Source organism: Candidatus Kinetoplastibacterium blastocrithidii (ex Strigomonas culicis) (assembly GCF_000319245.1).
Lineage (GTDB): Bacteria > Pseudomonadota > Gammaproteobacteria > Burkholderiales > Burkholderiaceae_B > Kinetoplastidibacterium > Kinetoplastidibacterium blastocrithidiae.
Genome location: NC_019814.1, coordinates 1 through 25,032 on the forward strand (window position 1 = coordinate 1; position 25,032 = coordinate 25,032).

At 32.2% G+C, this 25,032-nt stretch carries 24 protein-coding genes and 1 tRNA gene; 13 read left to right on the forward strand and 12 right to left on the reverse strand.

Annotation, left to right across the window (positions count from 1 at the left end):
• The first annotated feature begins 84 nt into the window (after positions 1-84).
• A complete protein-coding gene (lgt, locus tag CKBE_RS00005; protein WP_015237560.1) occupies positions 85-870 on the forward strand; it encodes a prolipoprotein diacylglyceryl transferase in 786 nt (261 codons plus the stop codon).
• On the opposite strand, the gene CKBE_RS00010 is transcribed toward lgt, so the two are convergent.
• The 3 genes from CKBE_RS00010 to CKBE_RS00020 all read right to left on the reverse strand — a co-directional run bounded on the left by CKBE_RS00010 (position 863) and on the right by CKBE_RS00020 (position 2,308).
• Positions 863-1,159, reverse strand: a complete 297-nt coding sequence (locus tag CKBE_RS00010) for a cell division protein ZapA (RefSeq protein WP_015237561.1) — start codon at positions 1,157-1,159, stop codon at positions 863-865. The two genes, lgt and CKBE_RS00010, sit on opposite strands and share 8 nt — an antisense overlap.
• Positions 1,146-1,724: a hypothetical protein gene (locus CKBE_RS00015; RefSeq protein ID WP_015390069.1), complete on the reverse strand. Its 579-nt coding sequence runs from the start codon at positions 1,722-1,724 to the stop codon at positions 1,146-1,148. The genes CKBE_RS00010 and CKBE_RS00015 overlap by 14 nt, the downstream gene beginning before the upstream one ends.
• A 113-nt stretch (positions 1,725-1,837) precedes the next feature.
• Positions 1,838-2,308: an RNA pyrophosphohydrolase gene (locus tag CKBE_RS00020; protein ID WP_015237563.1), complete on the reverse strand. Its 471-nt coding sequence runs from the start codon at positions 2,306-2,308 to the stop codon at positions 1,838-1,840.
• Positions 2,309-2,381: 73 nt separating this feature from the next.
• Here CKBE_RS00020 and CKBE_RS00025 point away from each other — a divergent pair, with 73 nt between their 5' ends.
• The 7 genes from CKBE_RS00025 to CKBE_RS00055 all read left to right on the forward strand — a co-directional run bounded on the left by CKBE_RS00025 (position 2,382) and on the right by CKBE_RS00055 (position 10,904).
• The gene (locus tag CKBE_RS00025) at positions 2,382-4,106 is read left to right on the forward strand and encodes a proline--tRNA ligase (protein WP_015390070.1); all 1,725 of its coding nucleotides are present in this window, start codon (positions 2,382-2,384) and stop codon (positions 4,104-4,106) included.
• A gap of 144 nt (positions 4,107-4,250) precedes the next feature.
• Positions 4,251-5,534 (forward strand): PD40 domain-containing protein, encoded by a 1,284-nt coding sequence (locus CKBE_RS00030; RefSeq protein ID WP_015237565.1) that lies wholly within the window; start codon positions 4,251-4,253, stop codon positions 5,532-5,534.
• 71 nt (positions 5,535-5,605) lie between these two features.
• Positions 5,606-5,977 carry an OmpA family protein gene (locus CKBE_RS00035; protein WP_225968679.1) on the forward strand — a complete coding sequence of 124 codons (372 nt, stop codon included), beginning with the start codon at positions 5,606-5,608 and terminating at the stop codon, positions 5,975-5,977.
• Between the two features lie 63 nt (positions 5,978-6,040).
• The gene (locus tag CKBE_RS00040; protein WP_225968680.1) at positions 6,041-6,655 is read left to right on the forward strand and encodes a tetratricopeptide repeat protein; all 615 of its coding nucleotides are present in this window, start codon (positions 6,041-6,043) and stop codon (positions 6,653-6,655) included.
• Positions 6,656-6,679: 24 nt separating this feature from the next.
• Positions 6,680-7,468: an alpha/beta fold hydrolase gene (locus CKBE_RS00045; RefSeq protein ID WP_015237568.1), complete on the forward strand. Its 789-nt coding sequence runs from the start codon at positions 6,680-6,682 to the stop codon at positions 7,466-7,468.
• Between the two features lie 629 nt (positions 7,469-8,097).
• Positions 8,098-9,321, forward strand: coding sequence for a sodium/glutamate symporter (gene gltS / locus CKBE_RS00050; RefSeq protein ID WP_015390072.1), 1,224 nt, complete (start codon positions 8,098-8,100; stop codon positions 9,319-9,321).
• The gene (locus CKBE_RS00055; protein WP_015390073.1) at positions 9,318-10,904 is read left to right on the forward strand and encodes a TAXI family TRAP transporter solute-binding subunit; all 1,587 of its coding nucleotides are present in this window, start codon (positions 9,318-9,320) and stop codon (positions 10,902-10,904) included. Before gltS ends, CKBE_RS00055 begins: the two co-directional genes overlap by 4 nt.
• 46 nt (positions 10,905-10,950) lie before the next feature.
• Here the strand turns inward: CKBE_RS00055 and dnaQ are convergent, their stop codons facing one another.
• Positions 10,951-11,637 (reverse strand): DNA polymerase III subunit epsilon, encoded by a 687-nt coding sequence (gene dnaQ, locus CKBE_RS00060; protein WP_015237571.1) that lies wholly within the window; start codon positions 11,635-11,637, stop codon positions 10,951-10,953.
• A gap of 34 nt (positions 11,638-11,671) precedes the next feature.
• A complete protein-coding gene (gene rnhA / locus CKBE_RS00065) occupies positions 11,672-12,127 on the reverse strand; it encodes a ribonuclease HI (RefSeq protein ID WP_015237572.1) in 456 nt (151 codons plus the stop codon).
• Between the two features lie 199 nt (positions 12,128-12,326).
• On the opposite strand from rnhA, the gene gloB reads away from it, so the two are divergent.
• The 4 genes from gloB to CKBE_RS00085 all read left to right on the forward strand — a co-directional run bounded on the left by gloB (position 12,327) and on the right by CKBE_RS00085 (position 17,262).
• Positions 12,327-13,127, forward strand: coding sequence for a hydroxyacylglutathione hydrolase (gene gloB, locus CKBE_RS00070; RefSeq protein WP_015237573.1), 801 nt, complete (start codon positions 12,327-12,329; stop codon positions 13,125-13,127).
• 13 nt (positions 13,128-13,140) lie between these two features.
• Positions 13,141-14,415, forward strand: coding sequence for a transglycosylase SLT domain-containing protein (locus CKBE_RS00075; protein WP_015390074.1), 1,275 nt, complete (start codon positions 13,141-13,143; stop codon positions 14,413-14,415).
• 62 nt (positions 14,416-14,477) lie between these two features.
• The gene (locus CKBE_RS00080) at positions 14,478-15,275 is read left to right on the forward strand and encodes an enoyl-ACP reductase FabI (RefSeq protein WP_015237575.1); all 798 of its coding nucleotides are present in this window, start codon (positions 14,478-14,480) and stop codon (positions 15,273-15,275) included.
• A gap of 136 nt (positions 15,276-15,411) precedes the next feature.
• Positions 15,412-17,262 (forward strand): ABC transporter ATP-binding protein, encoded by a 1,851-nt coding sequence (locus CKBE_RS00085; protein ID WP_015237576.1) that lies wholly within the window; start codon positions 15,412-15,414, stop codon positions 17,260-17,262.
• An 11-nt stretch (positions 17,263-17,273) separates the two neighbouring features.
• On the opposite strand, the gene CKBE_RS00090 is transcribed toward CKBE_RS00085, so the two are convergent.
• The 5 genes from CKBE_RS00090 to tyrS form a co-directional block, all read right to left on the reverse strand.
• A tRNA-Ser gene (locus CKBE_RS00090) sits at positions 17,274-17,364 on the reverse strand.
• 25 nt (positions 17,365-17,389) lie between these two features.
• Positions 17,390-18,022 (reverse strand): riboflavin synthase, encoded by a 633-nt coding sequence (locus CKBE_RS00095; protein WP_015237577.1) that lies wholly within the window; start codon positions 18,020-18,022, stop codon positions 17,390-17,392.
• Positions 18,023-18,042: 20 nt separating this feature from the next.
• Positions 18,043-19,185 (reverse strand): bifunctional diaminohydroxyphosphoribosylaminopyrimidine deaminase/5-amino-6-(5-phosphoribosylamino)uracil reductase RibD, encoded by a 1,143-nt coding sequence (gene ribD / locus CKBE_RS00100; RefSeq protein ID WP_015237578.1) that lies wholly within the window; start codon positions 19,183-19,185, stop codon positions 18,043-18,045.
• Positions 19,186-19,274: 89 nt separating this feature from the next.
• Positions 19,275-20,525 carry a serine hydroxymethyltransferase gene (gene glyA, locus CKBE_RS00105; RefSeq protein WP_015390075.1) on the reverse strand — a complete coding sequence of 417 codons (1,251 nt, stop codon included), beginning with the start codon at positions 20,523-20,525 and terminating at the stop codon, positions 19,275-19,277.
• A 205-nt stretch (positions 20,526-20,730) separates the two neighbouring features.
• The gene (gene tyrS / locus CKBE_RS00110; protein ID WP_015390076.1) at positions 20,731-21,957 is read right to left on the reverse strand and encodes a tyrosine--tRNA ligase; all 1,227 of its coding nucleotides are present in this window, start codon (positions 21,955-21,957) and stop codon (positions 20,731-20,733) included.
• A 258-nt stretch (positions 21,958-22,215) separates the two neighbouring features.
• On the opposite strand from tyrS, the gene CKBE_RS00115 reads away from it, so the two are divergent.
• Positions 22,216-23,478 carry a M23 family metallopeptidase gene (locus tag CKBE_RS00115; RefSeq protein WP_420804534.1) on the forward strand — a complete coding sequence of 421 codons (1,263 nt, stop codon included), beginning with the start codon at positions 22,216-22,218 and terminating at the stop codon, positions 23,476-23,478.
• Positions 23,479-23,485: 7 nt separating this feature from the next.
• Here the strand turns inward: CKBE_RS00115 and erpA are convergent, their stop codons facing one another.
• Together erpA and argC are read right to left on the reverse strand one after the other, a co-directional pair.
• Positions 23,486-23,842, reverse strand: a complete 357-nt coding sequence (gene erpA / locus CKBE_RS00120) for an iron-sulfur cluster insertion protein ErpA (protein ID WP_015237582.1) — start codon at positions 23,840-23,842, stop codon at positions 23,486-23,488.
• Positions 23,843-23,899: 57 nt separating this feature from the next.
• Positions 23,900-24,964, reverse strand: coding sequence for an N-acetyl-gamma-glutamyl-phosphate reductase (gene argC / locus CKBE_RS00125; protein ID WP_015237583.1), 1,065 nt, complete (start codon positions 24,962-24,964; stop codon positions 23,900-23,902).
• Positions 24,965-25,032 lie beyond the last annotated feature (68 nt).

Here is a 25,032-nt window from a genome sequence, read left to right on the forward strand (position 1 = left end):
TTTTTAAATTTTAGCTAAATAATAGTTATGATCAGAACAATAGCAGTATGAATTTCTGTAAAAATTTATAATACATATGAAGACATGACTATACGATACTCAGATCTAAATATAAACCCAATAGCTATTCAAATAGGCAACCTAAGTATACATTGGTATGGAATTACTTATTTATTTGGGCTCCTGATAGTTTATATTCTAGGAGAAATAAAACTAAAGAATAACTTATTAAATAAGAGAAAAATAAAAAATTTAGAAGACCTGATTTTGTATGGAATGCTAGGCGCTATAATTGGAGGAAGGTTAGGCTATGTAACCATATACAAGCCATCTTATTTCTTTACAAATCCTATAGAAATTTTTTATCTATGGGAAGGAGGAATGTCATTTCATGGCGGACTCATAGGAGTAGTTATTTCTTTATTTGTGTATACAAAATACAACAACATTCCATTTTTTGAGACAACTGATTTCATCGCCTGCATAGTTCCTCCTGCTATTTGTCTAGGAAGGATAGGAAATTTTATAAATGGAGAACTATGGGGCTATCCGACAGACCTTTTTTTCGGAGTGATTTTTGATGAGACTTGCGATGATTTAGTTAGGCATCCTTCACAACTATATGAGTCAATACTAGAAGGACCGATACTATTCACAATAATGCATATTTCCTCTAAAAAGATTAGAAAAACAGGAATAGTGAGTTCTGTTTTTTTGATTGCGTATGGTCTGTTAAGATTTGTTGCTGAATTATGGAGAGAACCTGATTACTTCCTAGGGACGGTCTTTATAAGTCTCAGCATGGGACAAATTCTATCAATATTAACAGTTATTATGGGCCTAATAATCATGCAGACACGTGCTAAATAAGATCATCTATTAAAATTGATATATTATCCATTTTATCTTTTATTTCCTTAAAGGTGACACTATTGGAATTAATGCAATCATCGGAAATTCTTATTGATAATAGCTCACTAGCTAACTGTAAAGAAACCATTGTAGCCAACATCTCAGTTGTATATGTTTTTCCAGAATCTTGTATACGAGCAGCCAAATTATTAATATAATCAACAGCAGAAATAAGACTGGACTTCTCCTCGATAGAACAAGCTAGCGAATAGTCTCTGCCAATGATTTTAACATCAAGACGTTCCATTACTATCATCCTCATTTGAAAATATACAAGGTAATTTATTTGCTAACTCGCCTAAACGGTTAATTGCCGACTGCACGTTACTTCTCATGTGAGAAATCTTTGACTCTTGTGATAATAATATATCTCTTAATTTATGCTCATAATTCTTCATTAATGCTTCTTTCTCTTTATAACACTCCTCCTGAGCTCTTAACTTACTAGTAAGAACATTCTCCATAGCTTCTTTTTCAGAAATCAAAGAAACAATTCTATCTTCAGATTCAATAGACTTATTTTTCCAGCAAATAACATCTGAATTCTGTTTATTATATGCCTCTTTCAATCTGGAAATCTCCAAATCATAGTATTTAGCTTGATCTATAAAATTTTCCTCTAACTCAATAAACTTATCCTTCCAATAAATAATATCTAACTCTTTTTTACCACAAATTTCTTTTATATTGGAAATTTCTATATTGCATTTTTTTACTTTGTCTTCAAGATCAGCATTTTCAGATCTAATATCCTTGAACTTATCTATTAAACTATTAACACGAAAAATAAGGCTATCTATTTCACTCAACATATCTCTAATATCTCTAATTTTATTAGCGAACAACCATTATGAATTTAATTTATTATTTACAAAATCTGTAATTACACTTTGGCAATCATGCTCATTATTTAAAACTTAAAATCTTAAAATAAAATAGATGACAACTCCTTCAGAGCCTGCTTATAAACAGACCTCTTGAACTCTATTACATTATCTAATGGTAACCAATAATGACTCCACCTCCATGCGTCAAACTCAGGACTAGATGTTGCAGATAAACAAACATCGCTATCACTACCAATCAATCGCAACAAAAACCAGATTTGTTTTTGACCTTTATACTGGCCTCTACTTTCCTTGCGAACGAAATTACTAGGAACATTATAATGAAGCCATTGTTTAGTTCTTCCTATTATTTTAACATGTTCTGGTTTTAAACCAACTTCTTCATAAAGCTCACGATACATAGCTTCCTCCAAGCATTCACCATATTTAACTCCACCCTGCGGGAACTGCCAAGCCTCTTCTTTTATTCTTTTACCAAGAAAAACTTCATTTTGTCTGTTAACAATAATAATGCCAACATTAGAACGATAACCTTCATTATCAAGCATGATGATGATCTACCAAATTAAATTTATTACAATTAGAATAACACTTTAATATTATTTTAAAAAACATATAAATATGCATGCTACTAAATACCACATCTTTACACTAAAAGAAGCTCCATCAGAAGCAGAAACAACAAGTCATAAGCTGATGACAAGAGCGGGAATGATTAGAAAAATATCTGGCGGAATATATACTCATATGCCACTAGGTCTGAGAGTATTACATAAGATCGAAGCCATTATTAGAGAAGAAATGAATAGATCAGGATCCATCGAATTGCTAATGCCAATTATCCAGCCAGCAGAACTGTGGCAAAAATCAGGAAGAATAAAAGAATATGGACCAGAACTATTAAGATTTAAAGATAGGAATGAGCGTGATTTCATCATACAACCAACTTCAGAAGAAGTAATCTCAGAAATAGCAAGGAATGAAATACATAGCTATAAACAAATGCCTTTAATTTTTTATCATATACAAACTAAGTTTCGTGATGAAATTAGACCTCGTTTCGGATTGATGAGGAGCAGGGAATTTATCATGAAAGATGCATATTCTTTTGATACAACTGAAGAGAACTCCTTAATCAGCTATGAAACTATGTTTAATGCTTACTCAGGAATATTCAATAGAATTGGATTAAAATTTCGAGCAGTAGCAGCAGACACAGGGTCAATAGGCGGGAATAGGAGCCACGAATTCCATGCTATAGCTGAAACAGGCGAGGATACAATAGTATATGATAGATATTCTGACTACGCATCCAATACTGAATTAGCAGAGGCCCCTTGTCTTATATTGGAAAGAAATAAGCCAAAACAGAATATGGTACTTGCTCACACAACAGATACCAATACATGCAAGAAAGTAGCCGAGTATCTAAAGGTTCCTATTCACAGTACTATAAAATCAATCGTATTAATGACCCCCTCTGAAAATAGAAAAATGTACCTGCTTTTGATACGTGGGGATCATACGTTAAACGATATTAAGGTAAAGAAAATTGAAGGCTTGGATAAATTTCGTTTAGCAACAGAAGAAGAAATTTTTGAATATTTTAACTGCAAACCAGGATTCCTGGGCCCAGTTAATATAAATAAATCAATAACTGTAATTGCAGACAGAACAGTGGCAAATATGAGTGATTTTGTATGTGGAGCAAACATAGAAAACATGCACTACACTGGGGTTAACTGGTCTAGAGACCTAGCAGAACCAGATGCAATATATGATATCAGAAATGTAGAAATAGGAGATACCTGCCCTAACAGCAACAATATTTTATCATTTCAGAGAGGAATTGAAATTGGACATATTTTTTTCCTGGGAACAAAATATTCAAAAGCATTAAATGTTTCTTTTTTAAATAAAGAAGGCAAATCCAACATTACACAGATGGGATGTTATGGTATAGGAATAACACGAATTATAGGGGCCGCAATAGAACAAAATAATGATGAAAATGGTATCATATGGCCAAAATCCATATCTCCTTTTGAAATAGTAATATGTCCAATTGGATATAAAAATAAAACTAGAGTACGAGAAACTTCTATAAAAATATATGAGCTAATAAAAGAATCCAAAATAGATGTTATTTTAGATGACAGAGATAAAAGACCAGGGATAATGTTTGCAGAATGGGATCTTATAGGAATACCCCTACAGATAATAATAACAGAAGATAATATAAAAAATGAAGAAGTTGAGATAAAAATTAGAAAAACGAACCAAAAAACCAGAATACATATAACAAAACTAATTGAGACAACAATAAGAATTTTAAATAATCTCTAACATGATATATTTTTGTAGTAATAAATAAACAATAATTGTTGTTGCATTATTTTGCTTATACAAATATATAAAAATAGGAAAAACTTTAATAAAACATAGTGCTTTATAAAAAAGCGTGTTTGATTAAATTCGATAGGGATAAAAATGACTGACAGTGAATCTAAGCTCTATGAGCTTATTGAATGCATAGATAATTTTCTTTTACTATCGTTTCTAATTATCTGTTTACTGTATACACCATATGTATATGCAAAACAAAACAATCTGGATAATGGGAAATATACTGTAGCAATATACGATTTTAAAGGGGTGCCAGAAGCAGGACTTTTCATAAAAGACACAATAAGCAAAGATCTTAACCGCATAAATAAATTTAAAATAAAACATGATTTCAAGAAAAATAAGAAAAAAACTGCTAATGATAGCATCAGTTACATTATAAAAGGAGAAATAAATCAAGAATCTAAAGACGTATACAATGTGAATTATCAACTTGTTGATTTTATTAATAAGATAACGATAGACAATGTTTCATTTTCTGGATCTAAGGCAGAAATTAGTAATATTGCACATCTTATATCAGATCGTATTTTTAGAAAAATAACTGGAGAAAAAGGAATATTTTCTACTAAAATAGCTTCTGTATTGTATAAGATGGGTATTTTTGAATTGGTTATATCTGATTATAACTACAAAAATCACCAAGTAGCCCTCAGATCAAAAGAACCTATAATTTCCTTGTCGTGGTCACCTGAAGGATCTAGAATAGCATATTCTAGCTTCGAGACAGGTAAACCCGTTATATATATTCATAATATAGCTACAGGAGAAAGGAAAGTTATATCTGATGATTACAGTGGAGCCAGTAGCTCACCCGCATGGTCTCCTGATGGCTTGAAAATAGCAGCCACAATGACAAAAAACAGATTGCCACAAATATATATAGTAGACTTGAATAGCAAAAATATCGATCCCTTTATAAGCTCCTATAGTTCTGATACCGAGCCCGTTTTCACAAAAGATGGGAAACATATAATCTTTAATAGCGACAGAAGCGGTACTTATCAAATTTATAAATCTGATATTAATGCCTCAAAGACAAATAGAATCACTTTTAATGGAGAATATAATAGCTCTCCTAAGATATCTTCTGATTCTTCAAAATTATTATATATAAAAAAGAAAGATAACAAATTTCAAATAGCCTGCTTAAATATGCTATCAAATACAGAAACCATTCTAACTAATGGTGATAATGACTGTTCGCCTTGCTTTTCTCCAAATAATAATGAAATTATCTATATATCTAATAAAAATGATTGCAGAACAATAGAAACAATCAGCCTAATTGATGGATCTAACAATAAAATATACAATGATGCGGATTCTAGCATCATAGAGATTTCATGGGGACCATTTATAGAATGAGAAAATTATATACAATTTTGCTTTTTTTTATAACTTTATCTCTAACATCCTGTAGGATAATAACTGATAACATGGTGTCCAGAAATATAAATTGCAGAACCGAAAAGATAAACAATATATCGATATTTTTTGATAGCAACAGCTATTATGTGAATAATCATTATTCTAGTATAATAGAAAGCGTTGCCTGTTTCTTGTCAAAAAATCAAAATGTAAAAGTCATTCTAAATGGATACTCTGATATAAATGGAGGATCTGAGTATAATATTGCTCTAGGGCAAAGAAGAGCAAACTCTGTTTACGAAATCATGAGAATATTAGGAGTTAATGATACTCAAATGGAAATCATAAGCTTCGGAAAAGAAAAATTTCACAAATCAAGCGACACTCTTGAAAATGATTTAGCAAGAAACCGTCGTGTTGATATAATAATACAACATTAAAAAATTTACTAAATGATAGTAACTTATTCACCAAATATACGTTCACTGTTAATAGCATTTATAATGCTTGTCTTTATAACTCCAGTAACAACCTGTGCTAAAAATGAACCGAGCGCTAGTGAAATAAATTTACAAAAACAAATTGATAATATAAAGAAATCAGAACTTCAGCTACATAACTATATTATGAATCTGCAAAATGAAATATATATTATTCGAGATCAGATAGAACTTATATCAAATAGTCCTTTGTTAAATAAACAATCGTTCCATACTAAAACGCCACAAAATGATGGGCGTAGTCTAAAAGAGAAAGAACTTTATGATCTATGTATAAAAATGTTTAACGATCATAAATACATAGAATCTAAGAATCATCTAGCTAATTTTATTGATGTATATAACAATAGCAGTCTAATACCATATGCGATATTCTATTATGGAAAGTGCAATTACAAACTAGGTAGATTTAAAGAATCAATAGATCAATTAACTATTTTCATTAAAGAAAAATCAGATAATGAGCATGTTCCTGAAGCAATGCTGCTAATTGCTGAGAATCAGATAGCCCTTAATAACATTTCTGATGCAACAAAAACATTAAGAAAAATATTAAAAAATCACAAAAACTCAGATATATATGGAACGGCACAAAAATTATTTAACATGATCAAATAATAACCACTTAAAAAACAGATCAAAATGAAAACTATCAAGTTAAATCAATATAATTTCCATTATGTAAACAAAGGCACTGGAATGCCTTTATTATTAATTCATGGGTCATTATGTGATAGTAGATATTGGAAAAAACAAACTGATCGTTTATGCATAAACCATGAAATTTTTGCATTAAATCTTAGGCATTATTGGCCGAATAAATTTGATCTAGCTAATAGTGAATTTTCTTTGGATCAACATTCATACGACATAATAAAATTTATACAAGAAGTGGTAAAAAAACCAGTAAACATATTAGGACATTCAAGAGGAGCTACTCTATCACTAAATATTGCAGCAAAGAAGCCTGAGCTCATAAATAAACTGATATTGGCTGAGCCTGGTGGACTAATAATTCCTGGCATGCACGATCAAAAAAATGATTTTAAAATACATGTTTCTGATCTTATAGAACAAAACAAGATTGATGATGCTTTAGAGTTATTCATTGATAAAGTTAGTGGTTCTGGAACCTGGAAAAAAATGGTTCAGTGGTTCAAAGAAATGGCACGTGATAATGCGCACACTCTAATAGGTCAATCTTTAGAAAAAATGTTGTTTTTATCAAGTAATGAGATCAGAAATATATCTATTCCTACATTATTAATAGGAGGCGAAATAAGTCCAGAGCCATACCCAAGAATAATAAAGATATTACACGACCTTATACCGCAAAATTATAGGGTAGTTGTCAATGGGTCTTCCCATGGAATGAATTTAGGAAACCCTGCTTTTTTTAACAAGACAGTCTTGGATTTTATTTGTACATAGACTCAATATAGATTATAAAAAACCACCTTTTACTAGAAATTATTGGCAATTTGCTAATTTACAACTAACTTCCATTTTAAATAGTTATTTTAAAAAATACATCCAAATTCTACTTTTTATATCTGATAGTGCCTAACATTTAACTATTAAAGTAGAATGCACTTCGATATCGATATCGATATCGAATCCAAATATACAGTAAAAATATAGGCTGTTTTTATTTAGTTATAGAAAAAATGACTAATGATATATAATCATACTGATTTTACAAGAAGCCTTTAGTGCTAATATTTTACTATTGCATATATGGTAAGTTTTCATATAAGCTTCGGCTTATATGATTAGTAAATTATAGATAAAAGACAATATCTGAATAACACAAAGCAGAGATGATATACTCCACTCACAAAGAATTCTCTAGTGCTCAAATGGTATGCTGCATAACAGCAAATTTAGTTAGTTATCCCATGTATATATGGCAAAAACAATCAGATAAAAATCATTAAAATGGGTAAATGTATTTATCGAAATGTTGAACTTGTTTACAAAGCGTATTGTTATACTTACAGTACTATTATTTTGAATATAGCTTCTAGTCCTCATTCGGACATAAGATAATAAAGGCTCGCATGATTTCGCTTTCATTAACACAATCACTACTTGCCTGCTGTTTGGTTTTATTGGGCGGGCGTTTTTTAACAAAAAGAGTTAGTTTTCTGGCTCGCTATAGCGTTCCTGATTCTATTGTTGGCGGTCTTATTTTTGCAATAATAACACAAGCTTTAGCTGCATTTGGTGGCATTCAAATCTACCTTGAAACAACAATTAAACCGACTTTCTTATTACTTTTTTTTGGCTGTATAGGACTAACTGCCGACTTAAAATTACTTGCGAGAGGAGGATCAAGATTGATAGCTTTGCTATTGGTGCTTGTTCCATTTCTGTTCTTGCAAAATATAGTTGGTCTAAGTTTGGCGTATTTGTTAGATATGCATCCACTTATGGGCCTGATAGGAGGAACTATAACATTAGTTGGTGGACATGGAACAGGTGCTGCATATGCAGCACGTTTTGCTGATATAAATAATATACAAAACATAACTGCATTGGCTATGACATCAGCAACTATAGGACTAGTTTTTGGCGGAGTCCTGGGAGGTCCTATCTCTGAATGGTTAATAAAAAAACATAAAATTATTACTCCATTTGAAAGCGGAGAATACAATGAGGCTGATAAATTACCTAAAAAAGATACAATTGAAATAAAACCCTCAACAGAATCTCCCGATTTTATTACCTCACTCTGCGCTGCTTTGATAACGCTAGCAGCCGGATCATACCTATCTAAACTATTAGGCAGTAATGCTATTAGTTTACCTAATTTTCTTTGGTGTCTTGGCGTCGGAATATTAATAAGAAATATTGGTCCATTTGTAAAATTAAAACTTAATGATAAAGCTACAGAAATATTAGGGACAGTAATGCTGTCGTTATTTCTTGGTTTTACTATGATGACATTAGATCTTGCCAGTGCTGCAAAACTTGCGGGACCTTTAGCCTTTATATTACTAATACAATCTATAGTATGCTCATTATATTGCTGTTTAGTAGTATTTAAAGCTCTTAAAAGAGATTATGAGGCTACAGTAATGTCCGGAGCTTTTTGTGGTATTGGATTAGGAACTACTGCAACTGCCATTGCAAATATGCAAGCGATTACAAATAGGCATGGACATGCCCCACAAGCATTTATAGTAATACCCCTCACAGGGGCTTTCCTTGTAGACATTATGAACGTTATTGTTCTTACCACAATGATTTCTTTACCTTTTATAGGGGGTAGTATTATATGACACATATTATTAAAAAAATGTTAGTGATAATTATGTGCATTCTGCTATCTGCCTGTGAAAGACAGCCTGACTCAGAAAAACTTCGTTCGGCTTTAGAAAAGGGGTTAAACAATACTTTTGGCACAGGATCATTTAATATTATTAAATTAAAAAGACTTGGCAGTGCGATAGATAGCACAGCTCCTTCTAATGAAGAAAGAAGGGTTGTCTACTATGATGTAGTACTAGAAGCAACCAAAAATATAGAGCTTGGTTCTTGGGATCATCCTGGTGCTGCTGCATTAGTTACTCTGATAGGAGCAGGACCAAGGAGCATTGTAGGTGTTAAGTCTGAGGGTAATAGTGCCGGAGATAGGATAACTGCTCATGCCAGTGCAATATATATAAAAAACAATGGCTCATGGGAACGAGTAGCACCTGCAGGATATACAGCAGAAGATGGATTATTTTTGGAAAATGGAATACAAAAACCTGCTGCAGAAAGACTAATTAGTTCCCTTAATAATATTACAACATCCATACCTTATACATCATCAAAAACAGCACAAAAAGTTGTTCAGCAAGAATTAGAGAGATCAGTAACCAGAATCAATGGAAGGCTTGCAAGACTGCAAGATGGGTATCCTTTTGCAGCTGGACCTGGGAAAGGTGAATATTTAGTATTTGCACACTCTTTAGCTGATATTGCAAAAAAACAACATGTTAAGATGATACCCTTGATCACTAGTGGCAGCACTGAAAACATAGATCTTCTTAGGAATGGCAATGCAACTATAGCACTAGCTCCGGCTGATATTGCACTAATGGCATACAATGGCAAAGGCCCATTTGAAGGACATGGGCCCTTCACAGAGCTAAGAACATTGGGAAGTTTATATCCTGAGCTTGCACACATAGTTGTGCGTAATGATTCTTTGATAAAAAATTTAAGAGATTTAAGAGGCAAAAAAATCTCACTTGGATCAATAGGATCTGGAGGCAGAGCAACTTTTGAGCAAGTGTTATCAGCACATGGCCTACGTGCTCATGAAGATTACAATATAATCGACACAGAATTCACTACTGCATTGCAACAACTAAATAACAATGAAATAGATGCAGCAGCACAAATAACAGGAACACCAGCAAGTCCCTTACGAGCAGAAATGGCTCAATCAAAACTTCGCTTAATTCCTTTAGATCCAATAGCTGTCAAAAAATTAACTGAAAATAACCCTGCTCTTCTATCTCTAAGTATTGCTGCAGGAACATACTCGAACCAGCAAAAACGTATAACCACAGTCGGAACAGCTGCTCTAATGCTAACAACATCGGAATTAACAATGGATGAGGCCGATAATATCGTAAAATCAATATATCATGCCGGGCAATACCTGCTAGCCGCAGGATCAACTCAGGGCGCGCAAGTTTCAGTTACTACATCAAAAATATGCCTAACTGTACCAATGCATCAAGGTGCGGCCGAGGCTCTAAGAAAAATAGCACATACTGCTCTACCGAGAGCCGTTGTATCAAAAAACACACTACCTAAAAAGACTATGTCGGATGATACTGGAATTGAATCATTGCCTCATGGTATGTGAAAAATATTTTTCATATAGAATCATCATATTTAAATAATTGATAACATTATGGCCATGTAACCTTTTTATCAATTTTTTGCAAATCTTCTATATAATTATCATGCTCTTTCTGTTCCTCAGTTGTAGCTTTCAGAACAGGAAGGTTTAAATAAAATCTATTGTCTCGTAAATTTTTGCCGGAATAAGAGTTCGATTTATTATTAATTATCAACTCGTCTTGGCCACGAGTCATAGATAACCAAACATTAGCCAAAAGCCGGGCATCTAACAATGCGCCATGCAAGACTCTATCCTTATTAGAAATGTTATAAAAATCACATAATGCATCCAAAGAATTCCTCTTACCTGGACGTAACTTTCTAGCCTGATCTAAGGAATCTACTACACCAGAGCAATAAGATATCAATGGCCCCATACCCGCCATATTAAGCTCACTATCGATGAATTTCACATCAAAAGATGCGTTATGGGCTATTAATTCAGCATCTCTTATAAATTCTATAAAACTGCTAACTATAGATTTAAATATAGGCTTATCTGATAGAAAATCTACAGTTAATCCATGTACTGACAAGGCACCAGGATCAATATCTCTATCTGGATTAATATAAACGTGAAAATAATTATCAGTTATAGAACGATCCATAACCTCTACACACCCTATTTCTACAATCCTATGTCCTTTAGCAGGATCAAGACCTGTAGTTTCAGTATCAAAAACAATCTGACGCATAATAGAACTCTAAGTAATTTTTGTTAAGATAACATCAATCAATAGATAAGCTAGATACTCCCATATTAGCTAATCTATCAGCAATGTTATTACCTTCATTGTTGGAGTGCCCTTCCACCCAGTACCACTTGACATTAGACTCAATAACCTGATTACATAAGATTTTCCATAGATCAATATTTTTTACATCTTTCCCAGAAGCAGTATGCCAATTATTTTTTATCCAATTATTAATCCATTTTGTCATGCCATTTACTACATATTTAGAATCTGTATATATATCTATATTTATAAAGTCTTTGTTTACTTTTTTTAATCCCTCAATTATAGCTAATAGCTCCATTCTATTATTTGTAGTATTATTTTCTCCTCCATATAAATCAATTCTCTTCCCATCTGGGTAGATTATCATAACACCCCATCCGCCTGGTCCTGGATTTCCTTTACAAGCTCCATCTGTCCATAATTCAACTTTGCTATAACTATTCATAATTTAATAAAAAATACCTATAAATAAAAAATGCACTTACCATATTGACTAAAGAATAATTATATTCTTAAGATAAGTTTCGATAATAAATATTAATAACAAACAATGTATAGTATATTCTGCATTAAATTTTTGTTACAACCGATAAAATATAATCAATTTACAAAACAAATACCAACTTCTATTGATAAATGAATACATGGATGAAAAACAAATAAAAAATGGGATATTTCCTATAAAAGCCCTGAAAGATAACTACATATGGGCAATAGTAAAAAATTACTCAGTTGCTGTTATTGATCCGGGAGAATGTGCGCCCATATTGGATTTTGTTAACAAATACTCTTTAAGAATTTGTGCTATCTTCATAACTCACTACCATGAAGATCACATTTCGGGTATAAAAAAACTATCTGATAGTGTAAGCTACCAATTCCCAATTTATGGTCCGCACCATAAAACTATATCATTGTGCAATAAAAAGGTTTATGAAAATGATATTATATATATTCCAGAATTAGAAACTTTTCTGAGAGTATTAGATGTATCTGGCCATACATCACATGATATAGCTTACTATGGGGAATATGAAAAGATACTATTTTGTGGGGACACCCTGTTTTCAGGAGGCTGCGGCAGGTTATATAATGACAGTTTTACTGAAAAAATGTTTTTATCTTTAATAAAAATATCAAGTTTACCTTTAGAAACAATGGTTTTTTGTGCTCATGAGTATACCTTGCAAAACTTAAGTTGGGCTATAACAGTAGATACTAGAAACGTAAAACTAGAGGAATACTACAAATCGATATGTATTCTAAGTAAAACTAATTGCCCTACACTACCTTCTTCCATCTCTAAAGAATTAGATATTAATCCTTTTTTAAGAACTAACCATTCTGATATTATTAAATCAGCATCATTGTATTCTGGAAAAAATCTAAAATCATCATTGGAAGTTTTTAGTATATTACGTAAATGGAAAAATGCAATTGGATAAAAATATAGCATATATGCCTTGTCTGAAAGCTTATTGTATATTGTTATGCATAGCCTTAATGGCTGGCTGCACCTCGGTATCAGCTGGTTTTCAAAGCAACGATTTACATAATGTTAGATCTCTACTAAAGAGAAACAATGAGCCATTAGATGCTTGGGATAGAATGAGAAAAGGATTTCAAATGCCTAATCTAAACACAGAATTATCAAAGCAATGGTTACAGTATTATGCCTCACATCCAGAGTCAATAAAAAAGATAGCTGAAAGGTCCAGTAAATACTTGTATTTCGTAATAGAAGAGATAAATAGAAGAAATTTGCCAACTGAACTTGCATTAATACCTTTCATAGAAAGCGCATATAACCCAACTGCAATATCAAAAAATAAAGCATCTGGACTATGGCAATTTGTTCCAAAAACAGCTCAACATTTTAACTTAAAACAAGATTGGTGGTGCGATGAAAGAAGAGATCCTGTTATATCCACATACGCTGCATTAGATTACCTAGAGAAACTTTATAAGACACAAGGAAATTGGCACCTTGCGCTAGCTGCCTATAACTGCGGTGAATCGACTATTCAAAAGGCTATAGCAAAGAATAAATTACTGGGGCTTCCTACAAACTATTCATCACTTAAAATTCCAGAAGAAACTAGAAATTATGTACCGAAGATACAAGCTATAAAAACTATTATAAAAAACCCAGAAAAATTTGGGATTGAATTACCTAAAGTAAACAATAGCCCATATTTTAGTAGCGTAAAAAAAAACAAAGATATAGATATTGAAGTGGCTGCTAAATTGGCAGAGATATCTCTAGAAGAATTCAAGGCTCTCAATCCTTCTTACAATAGACCGATAATAAAGGGCCCCTACTCTCAAACAATTTTATTACCAATACATACTATAGATACATTTCACAATAATTTAAAATCATTCAAAGGAAACCTAAGCAATTGGAAAATTTATAAATCAAAAAACAGAGAAACATTTACTTCTATATCAGAACGTTTTGGCATATCAGAAACAGATCTCAGAAAATCAAATCATATAAAACATCAACAAAAATTAACTTCTGGACAAATATTACTAATTCCAACAGATAAGATTAAAAAAAATTCTATGATATCCAACTTAATAGAATATGAAATAAAAACTGGAGACACCTTATCAAAAATAGCTAAAGATCATAATACGACACTAAATAATCTTATTAAAGCAAACAAATTAAAAAACGATAAAATCATAGCTGGATCAAAAATAATGGTCCCTTATAAAAAGAAATAGGTAAACTTTCTTATGCTATAGAAATTAAAATCAGCATATAGGTTATTAATGGAGAAGAATAAATGTGTTTTCTGAAAAATAAGAGAATCTTAATAACAGGTATCATATCAAATAAATCAATAGCGTATGGGGTTGCAAAATCATGCAGAGAACAAGGCGCTGATTTAGCTTTTACTTATGCAAATGAAAGATTTGAAAATCGAGTGAAAGAAATAGCAAAAGAATTTGATAGTAAAATTTGCATACCCTGCGATGTAAGCGATGATAGGCAAATAGAAAATCTATTTGAAGAGATTTCAAATAGCTGGGATTGTCTGGATGGATTAGTACATTCAATTGGTTTCGCTCCAAGAGATTCTATTTCTGGAAAATTTTTGAATGGGCTAACTAGAGAAAACTTTTCTATAGCTCATGAAATTTCATCATATAGTTTCCCCGCTATAACGAAGTCATTATTACCCTTACTGAGAGACAGAAGATCTTCTATCATAACAATAAGCTATATTGGCGCAGAAAAGTATATTCCTAACTATAATATAATGGGTCTTGCAAAAGCATCATTAGAATCAAGTATAAGGTACCTGGCCGGCGATCTAGGTGAATTGAATATTAGAGTTAACGGAATTTCATCAGGGCCAATCAAAACACTTGCTGCAAGCGGGATAAAAGATTTCTCTAGTATTCTAAATTTTGTAAAGAATGTTAATCCTTTAAGAAAAAATGTAACCATTGAAGATATAGGTAATACTGCTGCATTCTTGTTGTCTGACATGTCTTCCGGCATTACCGGTGAAATAATACATGTAGATGCTGGTTTTTCAGCAGTAGCTGGAATAACAAACAATAAAAATGTTATATAAAATAGTACAATCATCATTAATAATAATTATATTTTTAAATTTTGAGAATTTAGGAGTATTAACATCATCTTAGATAAAACATAATAAATTATTTTATATGAAAGTTAATATTTTATAATACCTTTAAGGAGGGGCTATGTCTGGTGGAAAATCTTTTTCTATTTTTTCTTATTTTGAAAAAATAATCGACCCATTTAAAGATCCATCAGAAGAAACTCCTCCGGGTAAATTAGCAGAATTTTATTTACATTATCTAAAGCAGATATGGCTTGTCTTATTTGCCCTCCTCATAGTAGGATTACTTGTTGCGCTAGTTGAAGTAGCATTATTTAAATATATTGCTAAAATCATAGATATGGCACAAACAACAGATCCTAAAGATATTTTTAATAATAACTTAAAACAATTAATTATAATGACATCTGTTATTGTTATAGCAAGACCGTTATTGTTTGGTTTACATAATTTGTTAAGTCATCAAACTATAACTGCAAATCTATCCGCAATGATAAGATGGCAAAATCATAAGTATATTTTAAAACAAAGTGTAAATTTTTTTCATAATGATCTAGCGGGAAGAGTAGCTAACCGCGTGATACAAACAGGTAGTGCACTAAGAGACTCCGCCTTACAAATGATAGAAGCCATATGGCATATATTAATATATGCAGGTAGTGCTATGTTCTTATTCTTGCAGGCAGATTGGCATCTCATACTACCTTTAATATTATGGATGATAATTTATTTGTTTATGCTGTGCCACTACATACCCAAAATAAGATCTATGGCAATATCATCATCAGAAGCTCGATCAAAGCTAATGGGCCTAATAGTAGATTGTTATACAAACATTATTACAATCAAGCTGTTTTCAAACTCTACTAAGGAAGAGAGTTATGGAAAAGAAGCTATAAATATGCAAATGAATAAACATCAATCTGTGTTAAGATTAATAACAGAGATTGACACCTTGTTAACATTTACAAATGGAATATTGATCGCGTCTACAACTGGATTATCACTATGGCTATGGAGTAATGGCATAATATCTATAGGATCAATCACACTAGCTACTGGACTAGTTATAAGAATAAATAATATGTCTAGTTGGATAATATGGGTGGTGAATAGTATCTTTGAGAACCTAGGTATAGTTCAAGATGGCATTGAAACCATCTCAAAGCCTGTAGAAATAAAAAATAAAGAAACAGCAAAACTATTAAATGTAACAAACGGTTCTATTAGGTTTGAATCTGTTGAATTTAAATATAATAAAAATAACAGCGGAATTCTATCAAATTTCAACTTGATCGTAAAACCAAAAGAAAAAATAGGCATAGTTGGGCCATCTGGAGCTGGAAAATCAACTATAATGAACCTGCTATTAAGATTATATGAATTAGATACCGGTAAAATATACATTGATGATCAAGATATTTCTTCGGTAACACAAGAAAGTTTGCGTGCAAAAATTGGAGTTGTGACACAAGATATATCTCTGCTAAACAGATCCATTAGAGATAATTTAACCTGTGGAAATGATAATATATCTCACAAACACTTGCAAGAAGTATTGCACAAATCGAAAATGAATGAATTTCTTACGAGCGTAATAGATCACAAAGATCTTATGGGTCTTGATGCCACCGTTGGAGAACGGGGTGTAAAACTATCCGGAGGACAAAAACAAAGAGTAGCTATAGCTCGTGTGTTGTTAAAAAACGCCCCAATATTATTACTTGATGAAGCGACTTCTGCCCTGGACTCTGAGATAGAATCAATAATACAAGAAAATCTAGAAAGCATAATGCATGGTAAAACAGTTATCACTATAGCACACAGACTATCAACGATAATACGTATGGATCGTCTAATAGTGATAGAAAAAGGCAGAATCATAGAAACAGGAACACATAAAGAACTAATTGCACGCAACGGTTTGTATAAAAAACTTTGGGATCATCAAACTGGCGGCTTCATTAAATAAAAACAAACTATTGGCGGACAGAGGGGGATTCGAACCCCCGATACGCTAAAAACGTATACACGCTTTCCAGGCGTGCGCCTTAAGCCACTCGGCCATCTGTCCCAAGACTTTAATTATAACAGAATTATCAGCGTTTGACTGTGTAATATTCCATCATTCTTGCAACATATCTTGCTATTGTGTCTATTTCGATATTTACCAGATCTCCATCTCTAAAAAATTGTATATTAGTCTCTTTAATAGAGTGAGGTATAACGTTAATTCTTATTACGCAAGTATTAATATTATCAATTACTTGATTAATAGTTAGGCTAACGCCATTTACTGCTATTGATCCTTTATATGCAACAAATTTTGAAAATTCTACAGGTAAACTTATATATAGCTCTTTAGATTCTCCTACTGATGAAAATTTTTCTACCTTGCCTATACAGTCAATATGACCATAAAGAAGGTGGCCATTAATTCCATTAGTAATAGATAAAGAAGTCTCCAAATTAACTATTGTATTTAAATTATTAAAACCAACAGTACAACTAAGGCTCTCAGCTGAAATATCAATATAAAAATATTTTTGACAAAAATTAACTACCGTCATACAAGCGCCATTAACTGCTATGGAATCACCTATATTAATATTTTCTAATTTCAAAGTACTGGGCTCTATACATAGATTTAATCCTGCTAACCGATCGTATGAATCTGATAAATCTTTTATACCAATTATTCTTCCTAGGTCTCTCACAATACCAGTAAACATTTTTTTACTCTATAAAACATTTAAATAACTTTGGATGTTGTTTCAAATAAATAATTCCATTTATTGCTTTCATAAAGTCTAATTCTAAAATCAGAACCAATAGAAACAGCATCAAGTATAGAAAACCTTAATGCATCTTTCAGACTTAATATTCTTTTCAATTTGGCCACTGGAAAAGCATCCCCCAAAAAAATAGGAGCTAAATACATAACTAGTTCACCCACATGATTATCTGAAAGCAACCTTCCATTTAATCCAGCACCGGCTTCTACATGTATTTCGTTAAAACAGTTATCTGCCAACCATTTCATGACAAGCGACAAATCAACACTAGCAGGGATTTTTTCATTTGGCAATAAAATCACCTCAACATTCTTATCTGCTAATCTATGTTTTTTTTCTTTATTATCAACAGAAGTAAACACGAAAACTTTTGATCCATCTATTATGTTAATATCCTCTCCTATTATAAAACCATCATCTATAACTGCCCTACATGGCTGTCTAGCAGTATCTACATATCTGACGTTAAGTAGCGGATTATCATGCATTACTGTACCTATGCCTGTCAAGATTATACCACTACGCGCCCTCCAATGATGTGTATTTTTCCTAGACTCCTCACATGTAATCCATTTCGATTTATAGTTATGTAAAGCAGTTCTACCATCTAGAGATGAAGCAACTTTTAACCTAACCCAAGGTTTAGAACATAGCATTCTATATGCGAATCCTATATTCAACCATAATGCTTCTTTATGGCAAACTCCTACTAAAACCTCTATTCCTGACAAGCGTAATTTTTTTATTCCATTGCCACTTACCAAAGGATTAGGGTCAACCATCGATAAAACAACTCTAGCAGGAGATGCTTTTATGATTTGATCAACGCAAGGTGGAGTCTTACCATAATGGCTACATGGCTCTAATGTAATATAGAAAATAGATCCTGTTACATCCTGATTATTTTTCCTAGCATCTATAAGAGCACATACCTCAGCATGATCACCACCAACAAAACTGGTTGCCCCCATCCCTATACACTTTCCATCTTTTACAATGATGCACCCAACACTAGGATTGGGTGCAGTATTATAAGAGGCTTTGTCAGCAAGCTTCAGTGCTTCACGCATCCAAAACTCATCTTTTTGAAAAAAATCCATCGTTTCTATTAATACACTACTCAAATAATAAAAATCTTAATATCAAATTATTATGAAATATAATACTCAAAAACATTAAAAATTAATCATTATTTATTCTTATATACAGGTAGTCTTGCCGTCAACTCATTAACCTTATTGCGAATTTTAGATAAATTATCATTATCATAAGGATTACTAAGAACATCCGCCAATAAGTTTGCAGTAAGCTCAGCATCTGATTCCAGAAAACCTCTAGTGGTGATAGCAGCAGATCCTATACGAATACCACTAGTGATAAAAGGACTTTCTGGATCATTTGGTATAGAGTTTTTATTGACTGTAATATGAGCAGCACCTAAAGCTTTTTCTGCTTCTTTCCCATTAATTCCAGTAGATCGAAGATCTACTAACATCATATGACTTTCTGTATGACCAGATACAATACGTAATCCTCTTTTTGTTAAAGTATCAGCCATAACCCTAGAATTATTAATAACCTGTTGTGCATAAATTTTAAACTTGGGATCCAGAGCCTCACGAAACGCAACAGCTTTCGCAGCAATAACATGCATTAAAGGACCTCCCTGTATTCCAGGAAATATAGAAGAATTAATAATTTTCTCAAATTTTGACTTTGTCATGATTACACCACCTCTTGGCCCCCTAAGAGATTTATGAGTAGTCGAAGTAACAAAATCAGCATATGGCATAGGATTAGGATAGACACCACCGGCAACCAAGCCAGCATAATGTGCTATATCAACCATAAAAAAAGCTCCGACACTAGCAGCTATTTCAGACATAAGTTTAAAGTTAATACGCAAAGAATATGCAGAAGCACCAGCAACGATCATCTTGGGTTTATGTTGTTTAGCTAATTTTTCAACATTTTTATAGTCAAGAACCTCATTTTCATCCAAACCATAAGGTATGAAGTTATATAACTTGCCTGATGAGTTAACAGGAGATCCATGGGTTAAATGCCCTCCCTCTGCTAGACTCATGCCAAGAACAGTATCACCAGGTTTCAATACTGCATTATAAACACCTTGATTAGCCTGTGATCCAGAATTAGGTTGAACATTAGCTGCCTCGGCTCCAAATATTTTCTTAAGCCTATCGATAGCTAATTGTTCAACATCGTCCACATATTCACAGCCACCGTAATAACGCTTACCTGGATAGCCCTCTGCATATTTATTTGTTAAACAAGAACCCTGAGCTTGCATAACAGCTACACTGGCATAGTTTTCAGATGCTATCAACTCTATATGCTGTTCCTGACGAATAGACTCTCTCTCGATAGCTTTCCATATGTCTGGATCTACTTGGTCGATCTTTTTAAATTGTTCAAGCATTATGGCTCCTATAGGAAATTGACATCTAACTATATAATATAAAAACAAAAACTGCCAAAATTTTGGTAAATTTAGACAAATAGTATACTTATTTAGTAAACTATAATCCTATTAAACTAATTATAGCAACCATTATTGGATAAAACCTAAAGACAGATAATAAGAAATACTCCAAGGTCATGAAATCAACTAAATACTATGACCTCTATGTTAATAGAACTTTAATAAATTTTCTTTTTCCTACCTGAATAATATATTCACCTGCAGATAATTGTAAAGACTTGCTTTCAATTCTATCTCCGTTTACCTTTATCCCTTTTTGTTCTATCATTCGCTGAGCTTCTGATGCTGATGCTACTAAACCTGAGTTTCTTAGTACTCTAATTATATTAATGGGAGCTGGACCAAGATTAATTTCTAATATTTCACTCGGAACTCCTCCGTTACGGAATAAATTATCAAAATTCAAAAGTGCTTGATCTGCATCCTTATTCGAATGAAATCTTGTCACTATTTCCTTAGCAAGTGCAACTTTTATATCCCTAGGATTCATCCCTTCATTAACTTTTTTCCTAAATATATTTATATTTTCAGAAGATCGAAATGACAATAAATCAAAGTAATGCCACATTAAATTATCTGAAATGGACATTAACTTACCAAACATAGAATCTGATGACTCTTCTACTCCTATATAATTACCCTTAGATTTAGACATTTTTTCTACACCATCTATTCCTATCAACAAAGGCATAGTCAATATTGACTGCTGCTCTTGCCCATTCTCTTTTTGTATTTCACGACCCATCAATAAATTAAATTTCTGATCAGTTCCTCCTATTTCCATGTCTGCTTTTAATGCCACTGAATCATAACCTTGCATAATTGGATATAAAAACTCATGTATAGATATAGGATCTCTTGCTTTAAATCGTTTAGTAAAATCATCTCTTTCTAAAATTCTAGCCAAAGTACAACTAGCCGATAATTTTACTATCCCTCTTGATCCTAATTTATCAAACCATTCTGAATTGTATCTAATTTCTGTCAAATCAGGATTTAATATCTTATATGCCTGAGAACAATAAGTTGCAGCATTATATTCAACCTGCTCTTGATCTAAAGAAGGACGTGTTGCTTTTCTTCCACTTGGATCACCTATCGTTGCCGTGAAATCTCCTATCAAAAATATTACTTTATGACCTAAATCTTGTAACTGTCTAAGCTTATTTAATACAACTGTGTGCCCTAGATGTATATCTGGTGCTGTTGGATCAAGACCAAGTTTTATTCTTAAAGGAACCATGTTTTTTTTATTTCTTGCTATCTTATTAATTAATTCCTCTTCCACTAATAACTCATTGCAACCTTTCTTTATAATAGAAAACTCTGATCTGATATCTGAACTAATGTAGTATTCTTTATTTAACATAATTTAAAATGTACTTTTAATGAAATTAATTATAATATCGACTATGCTATTGAAAAAATTTAATGAAATTACTAATTTATAGTAATTAAATCTGATTTACATCGTTAGAATTATGCGCTACATGAACTATAAACCTTGTTACATAACAATTTCATTTGGCGAATGAAATGAAATCACAATAAAAACATGATGAATATTTTCTTACGTCGACTTATATCAATAATAATATTATTTGCTCTTTGCGTAGCTCCATTATACATGTTTAAACGCAATACAAATAAATCTGATCTGCCACAATCAAAAATTCTCAGAAGCGAACAACCTTTGTTAGATTATGATTATAGACTACTAGATACAAGCGATGATATCTTTCCTTATATTAACGAAACCATTATAAAAAAAGGCGATACTTTACGAAGTATTCTACAGCGCTTAAGGGTAAAAAACCTAGAGAAAATACAAAATTTTATTACAAAAAATCCTGAAACTAATAGCATTCGAAAGTTGTTGCCAGGGCGCCAAATACAAGTTGCTACTGACTTGCATGGAAACATGATTTGGCTACGATATTTACATACACCTTATTGTGATAATAGTGGTCAAATTATATGCAAATACTTACAAATTTCTTCTAACAAAGAACATTCTTATTCTGCCTATGAAAAAACAAATTATTCTGAAAAACAAATTAGAGTAGCATTCGGAGTTATAAAATCATCTCTATTTGAAGCAACAGAACAAGCAGGAATTCCGAATTTCATAACAATACAAATGACTAATATATTAAGCACTAAGTTAGACTTTCCAAGAGATATACGCATTGGAGATCAATTTAGAGTTATATATGAATTACAAATGTATGATGGACTTTACTTAGGATCAGGCAAAGTGCTGGCTATAGAATTTAAAAGCACTGATAAAATGCACAATGCCATATGGTTTGATAATGATAGAAAAATAGAAGGCGGATATTATAATTTTAATGGAGATAGCCTAAAAAAAACATTCCTTAATTCCGCTATAAAATTTAGCCGTATAAGCTCTAGATTTGGTAAAAGAATACACCCTATAAGAAAGACATTAGTTGATCATAAAGGGGTAGATTATGTTGCCCCAGCAGGGACTCCCATATATGCTACAGCTGATGGAATAGTAGAGTTTTCTGGATGGCAAAATGGTTACGGCAAAGTAGTTATTTTAAAACACTTCAATAAATATTCAACTTTATATGCACATCAAAGCAGAATTGACCCGAAAATACATAAAGGCAAAAAAGTATCACAGGGACAATTAATAGGGTATGTTGGATCAACAGGATGGGCTACAGGACCACATCTGCATTATGAACTACGTATAAATAACAAACCTGTTGACCCATTATCCATAAAATTACCAACATCAAAAAAAATAGATGCCTCCATACAGAATAACTTTAACAACAAAGTAGAATACTATAAAGAACAAATGAGATTTTTAGAAAAATTACAATCTGAATCAATAAAAATTTCCTATAGCAAATAAATTATAACTAGACAGAAAAAGAAGAGCCACACCCACAAGTTGTAACAGCGTTTGGATTTCGAATAACAAACTGCGAGCCCTCGATATCGTCCTTATAATCTATCTCAGCGCCAAATAAATATTGCAAACTTATAGGATCAACCAAAAAACTTGTCCCTTCTTTATCTATTACAGTATCTTCGTGATCATAAGTATCATCAAATGTAAAACCATACTGAATGCCTGAACAACCACCACCTTGAACAAAAACACGCAGTTTCAAGTTAGGATTGCCCTCTTCTTCTAAAAGAGATTTTACCTTACTAATAGCAGATTCAGTAAAAATCAATTTTGCCGCGTTATTAACAAATCTATCAAGACTCATAAAATCTCGTTAATAAAAGTTTTAAAATTTAATTAATTAATTAGTTAATTAATCTCTCTAAGGTAATATAGCTACAGAGTCTAAACCAGTGGTTTCTTTTAAACCAAATATTAGGTTCATATTCTGAACAGCCTGACCTGCAGCTCCCTTAACCAAATTATCCTGTATAACTAGTATAATTAATCTATTCTCATTATTTGGGCGATGAATAGCAATTCTAAGTCTATTAGAAGAGCGAACTGATCTAGTTTCCGGAAAAGATCCTGAAGGCATTACATCTATAAAAGGTTCAGACTTATAACGTTTAACAAACAATTCCTGAAAATCAATATCTAAAGCATGAGGAAGTATTTTTGTATAAATAGTAGAAAACATTCCTCTAATCATTGGAACTAAATGAGGCACAAAAGTTAAATTAATCTTTTTGCCAGATATTTTCTCTATTTGAGAGACAATTTCAGGATGATGCCGATGCCCAGAAACACCATATGCTTTAAAATTATCTGATGACTCAGAGAATAAATTTGAAATCTCTAGCTTTTTACCAGAACCAGACACCCCTGATTTGCAATCAGCTACTATATCACTAACATCTATTAAAGGTTCAGCTAGATCTAATAAAGGAATCAACCCCAATATAACCGTAGTTGGATAACATCCTGGATTTCCAATGACATTAGATTTAACAATATTAGAACGATTTAACTCCACTAGACCGTATTCTGAATTTTTCAAAATATCCGGACAGGAATGCCCCATCTTGTACCACTTTTCGAAAATTTCCACATCCTTGATACGAAAATCAGCAGCTAGGTCAATAATTTTAACACCAGACTCTAATAGGTCTCTAGCCTGAGACATAGCCACACCATGAGGAGTTGCAAAAAATACAATATCACAACTCATTAATTTAGGGCTATCTAGCGAAGAAAATTCTAAGCTAATATGGTTGCGTAAGTTTGGATATAAATCAGAAACACGTAACCCTGATTCTTTTCTTGATGTTATAACCAGCAAATCCACATTAGGATGCTGTATTAATATACGTAATAATTCCACTCCAGTGTATCCAGTACCACCAACTAGACCAACCTTAATTCTTTTATCAAAACTATTATCCATAATAAAACCATCAGTACGCTAATATTTTATAAACTAATAGTATATTACACCATTAGATAACATTTAAC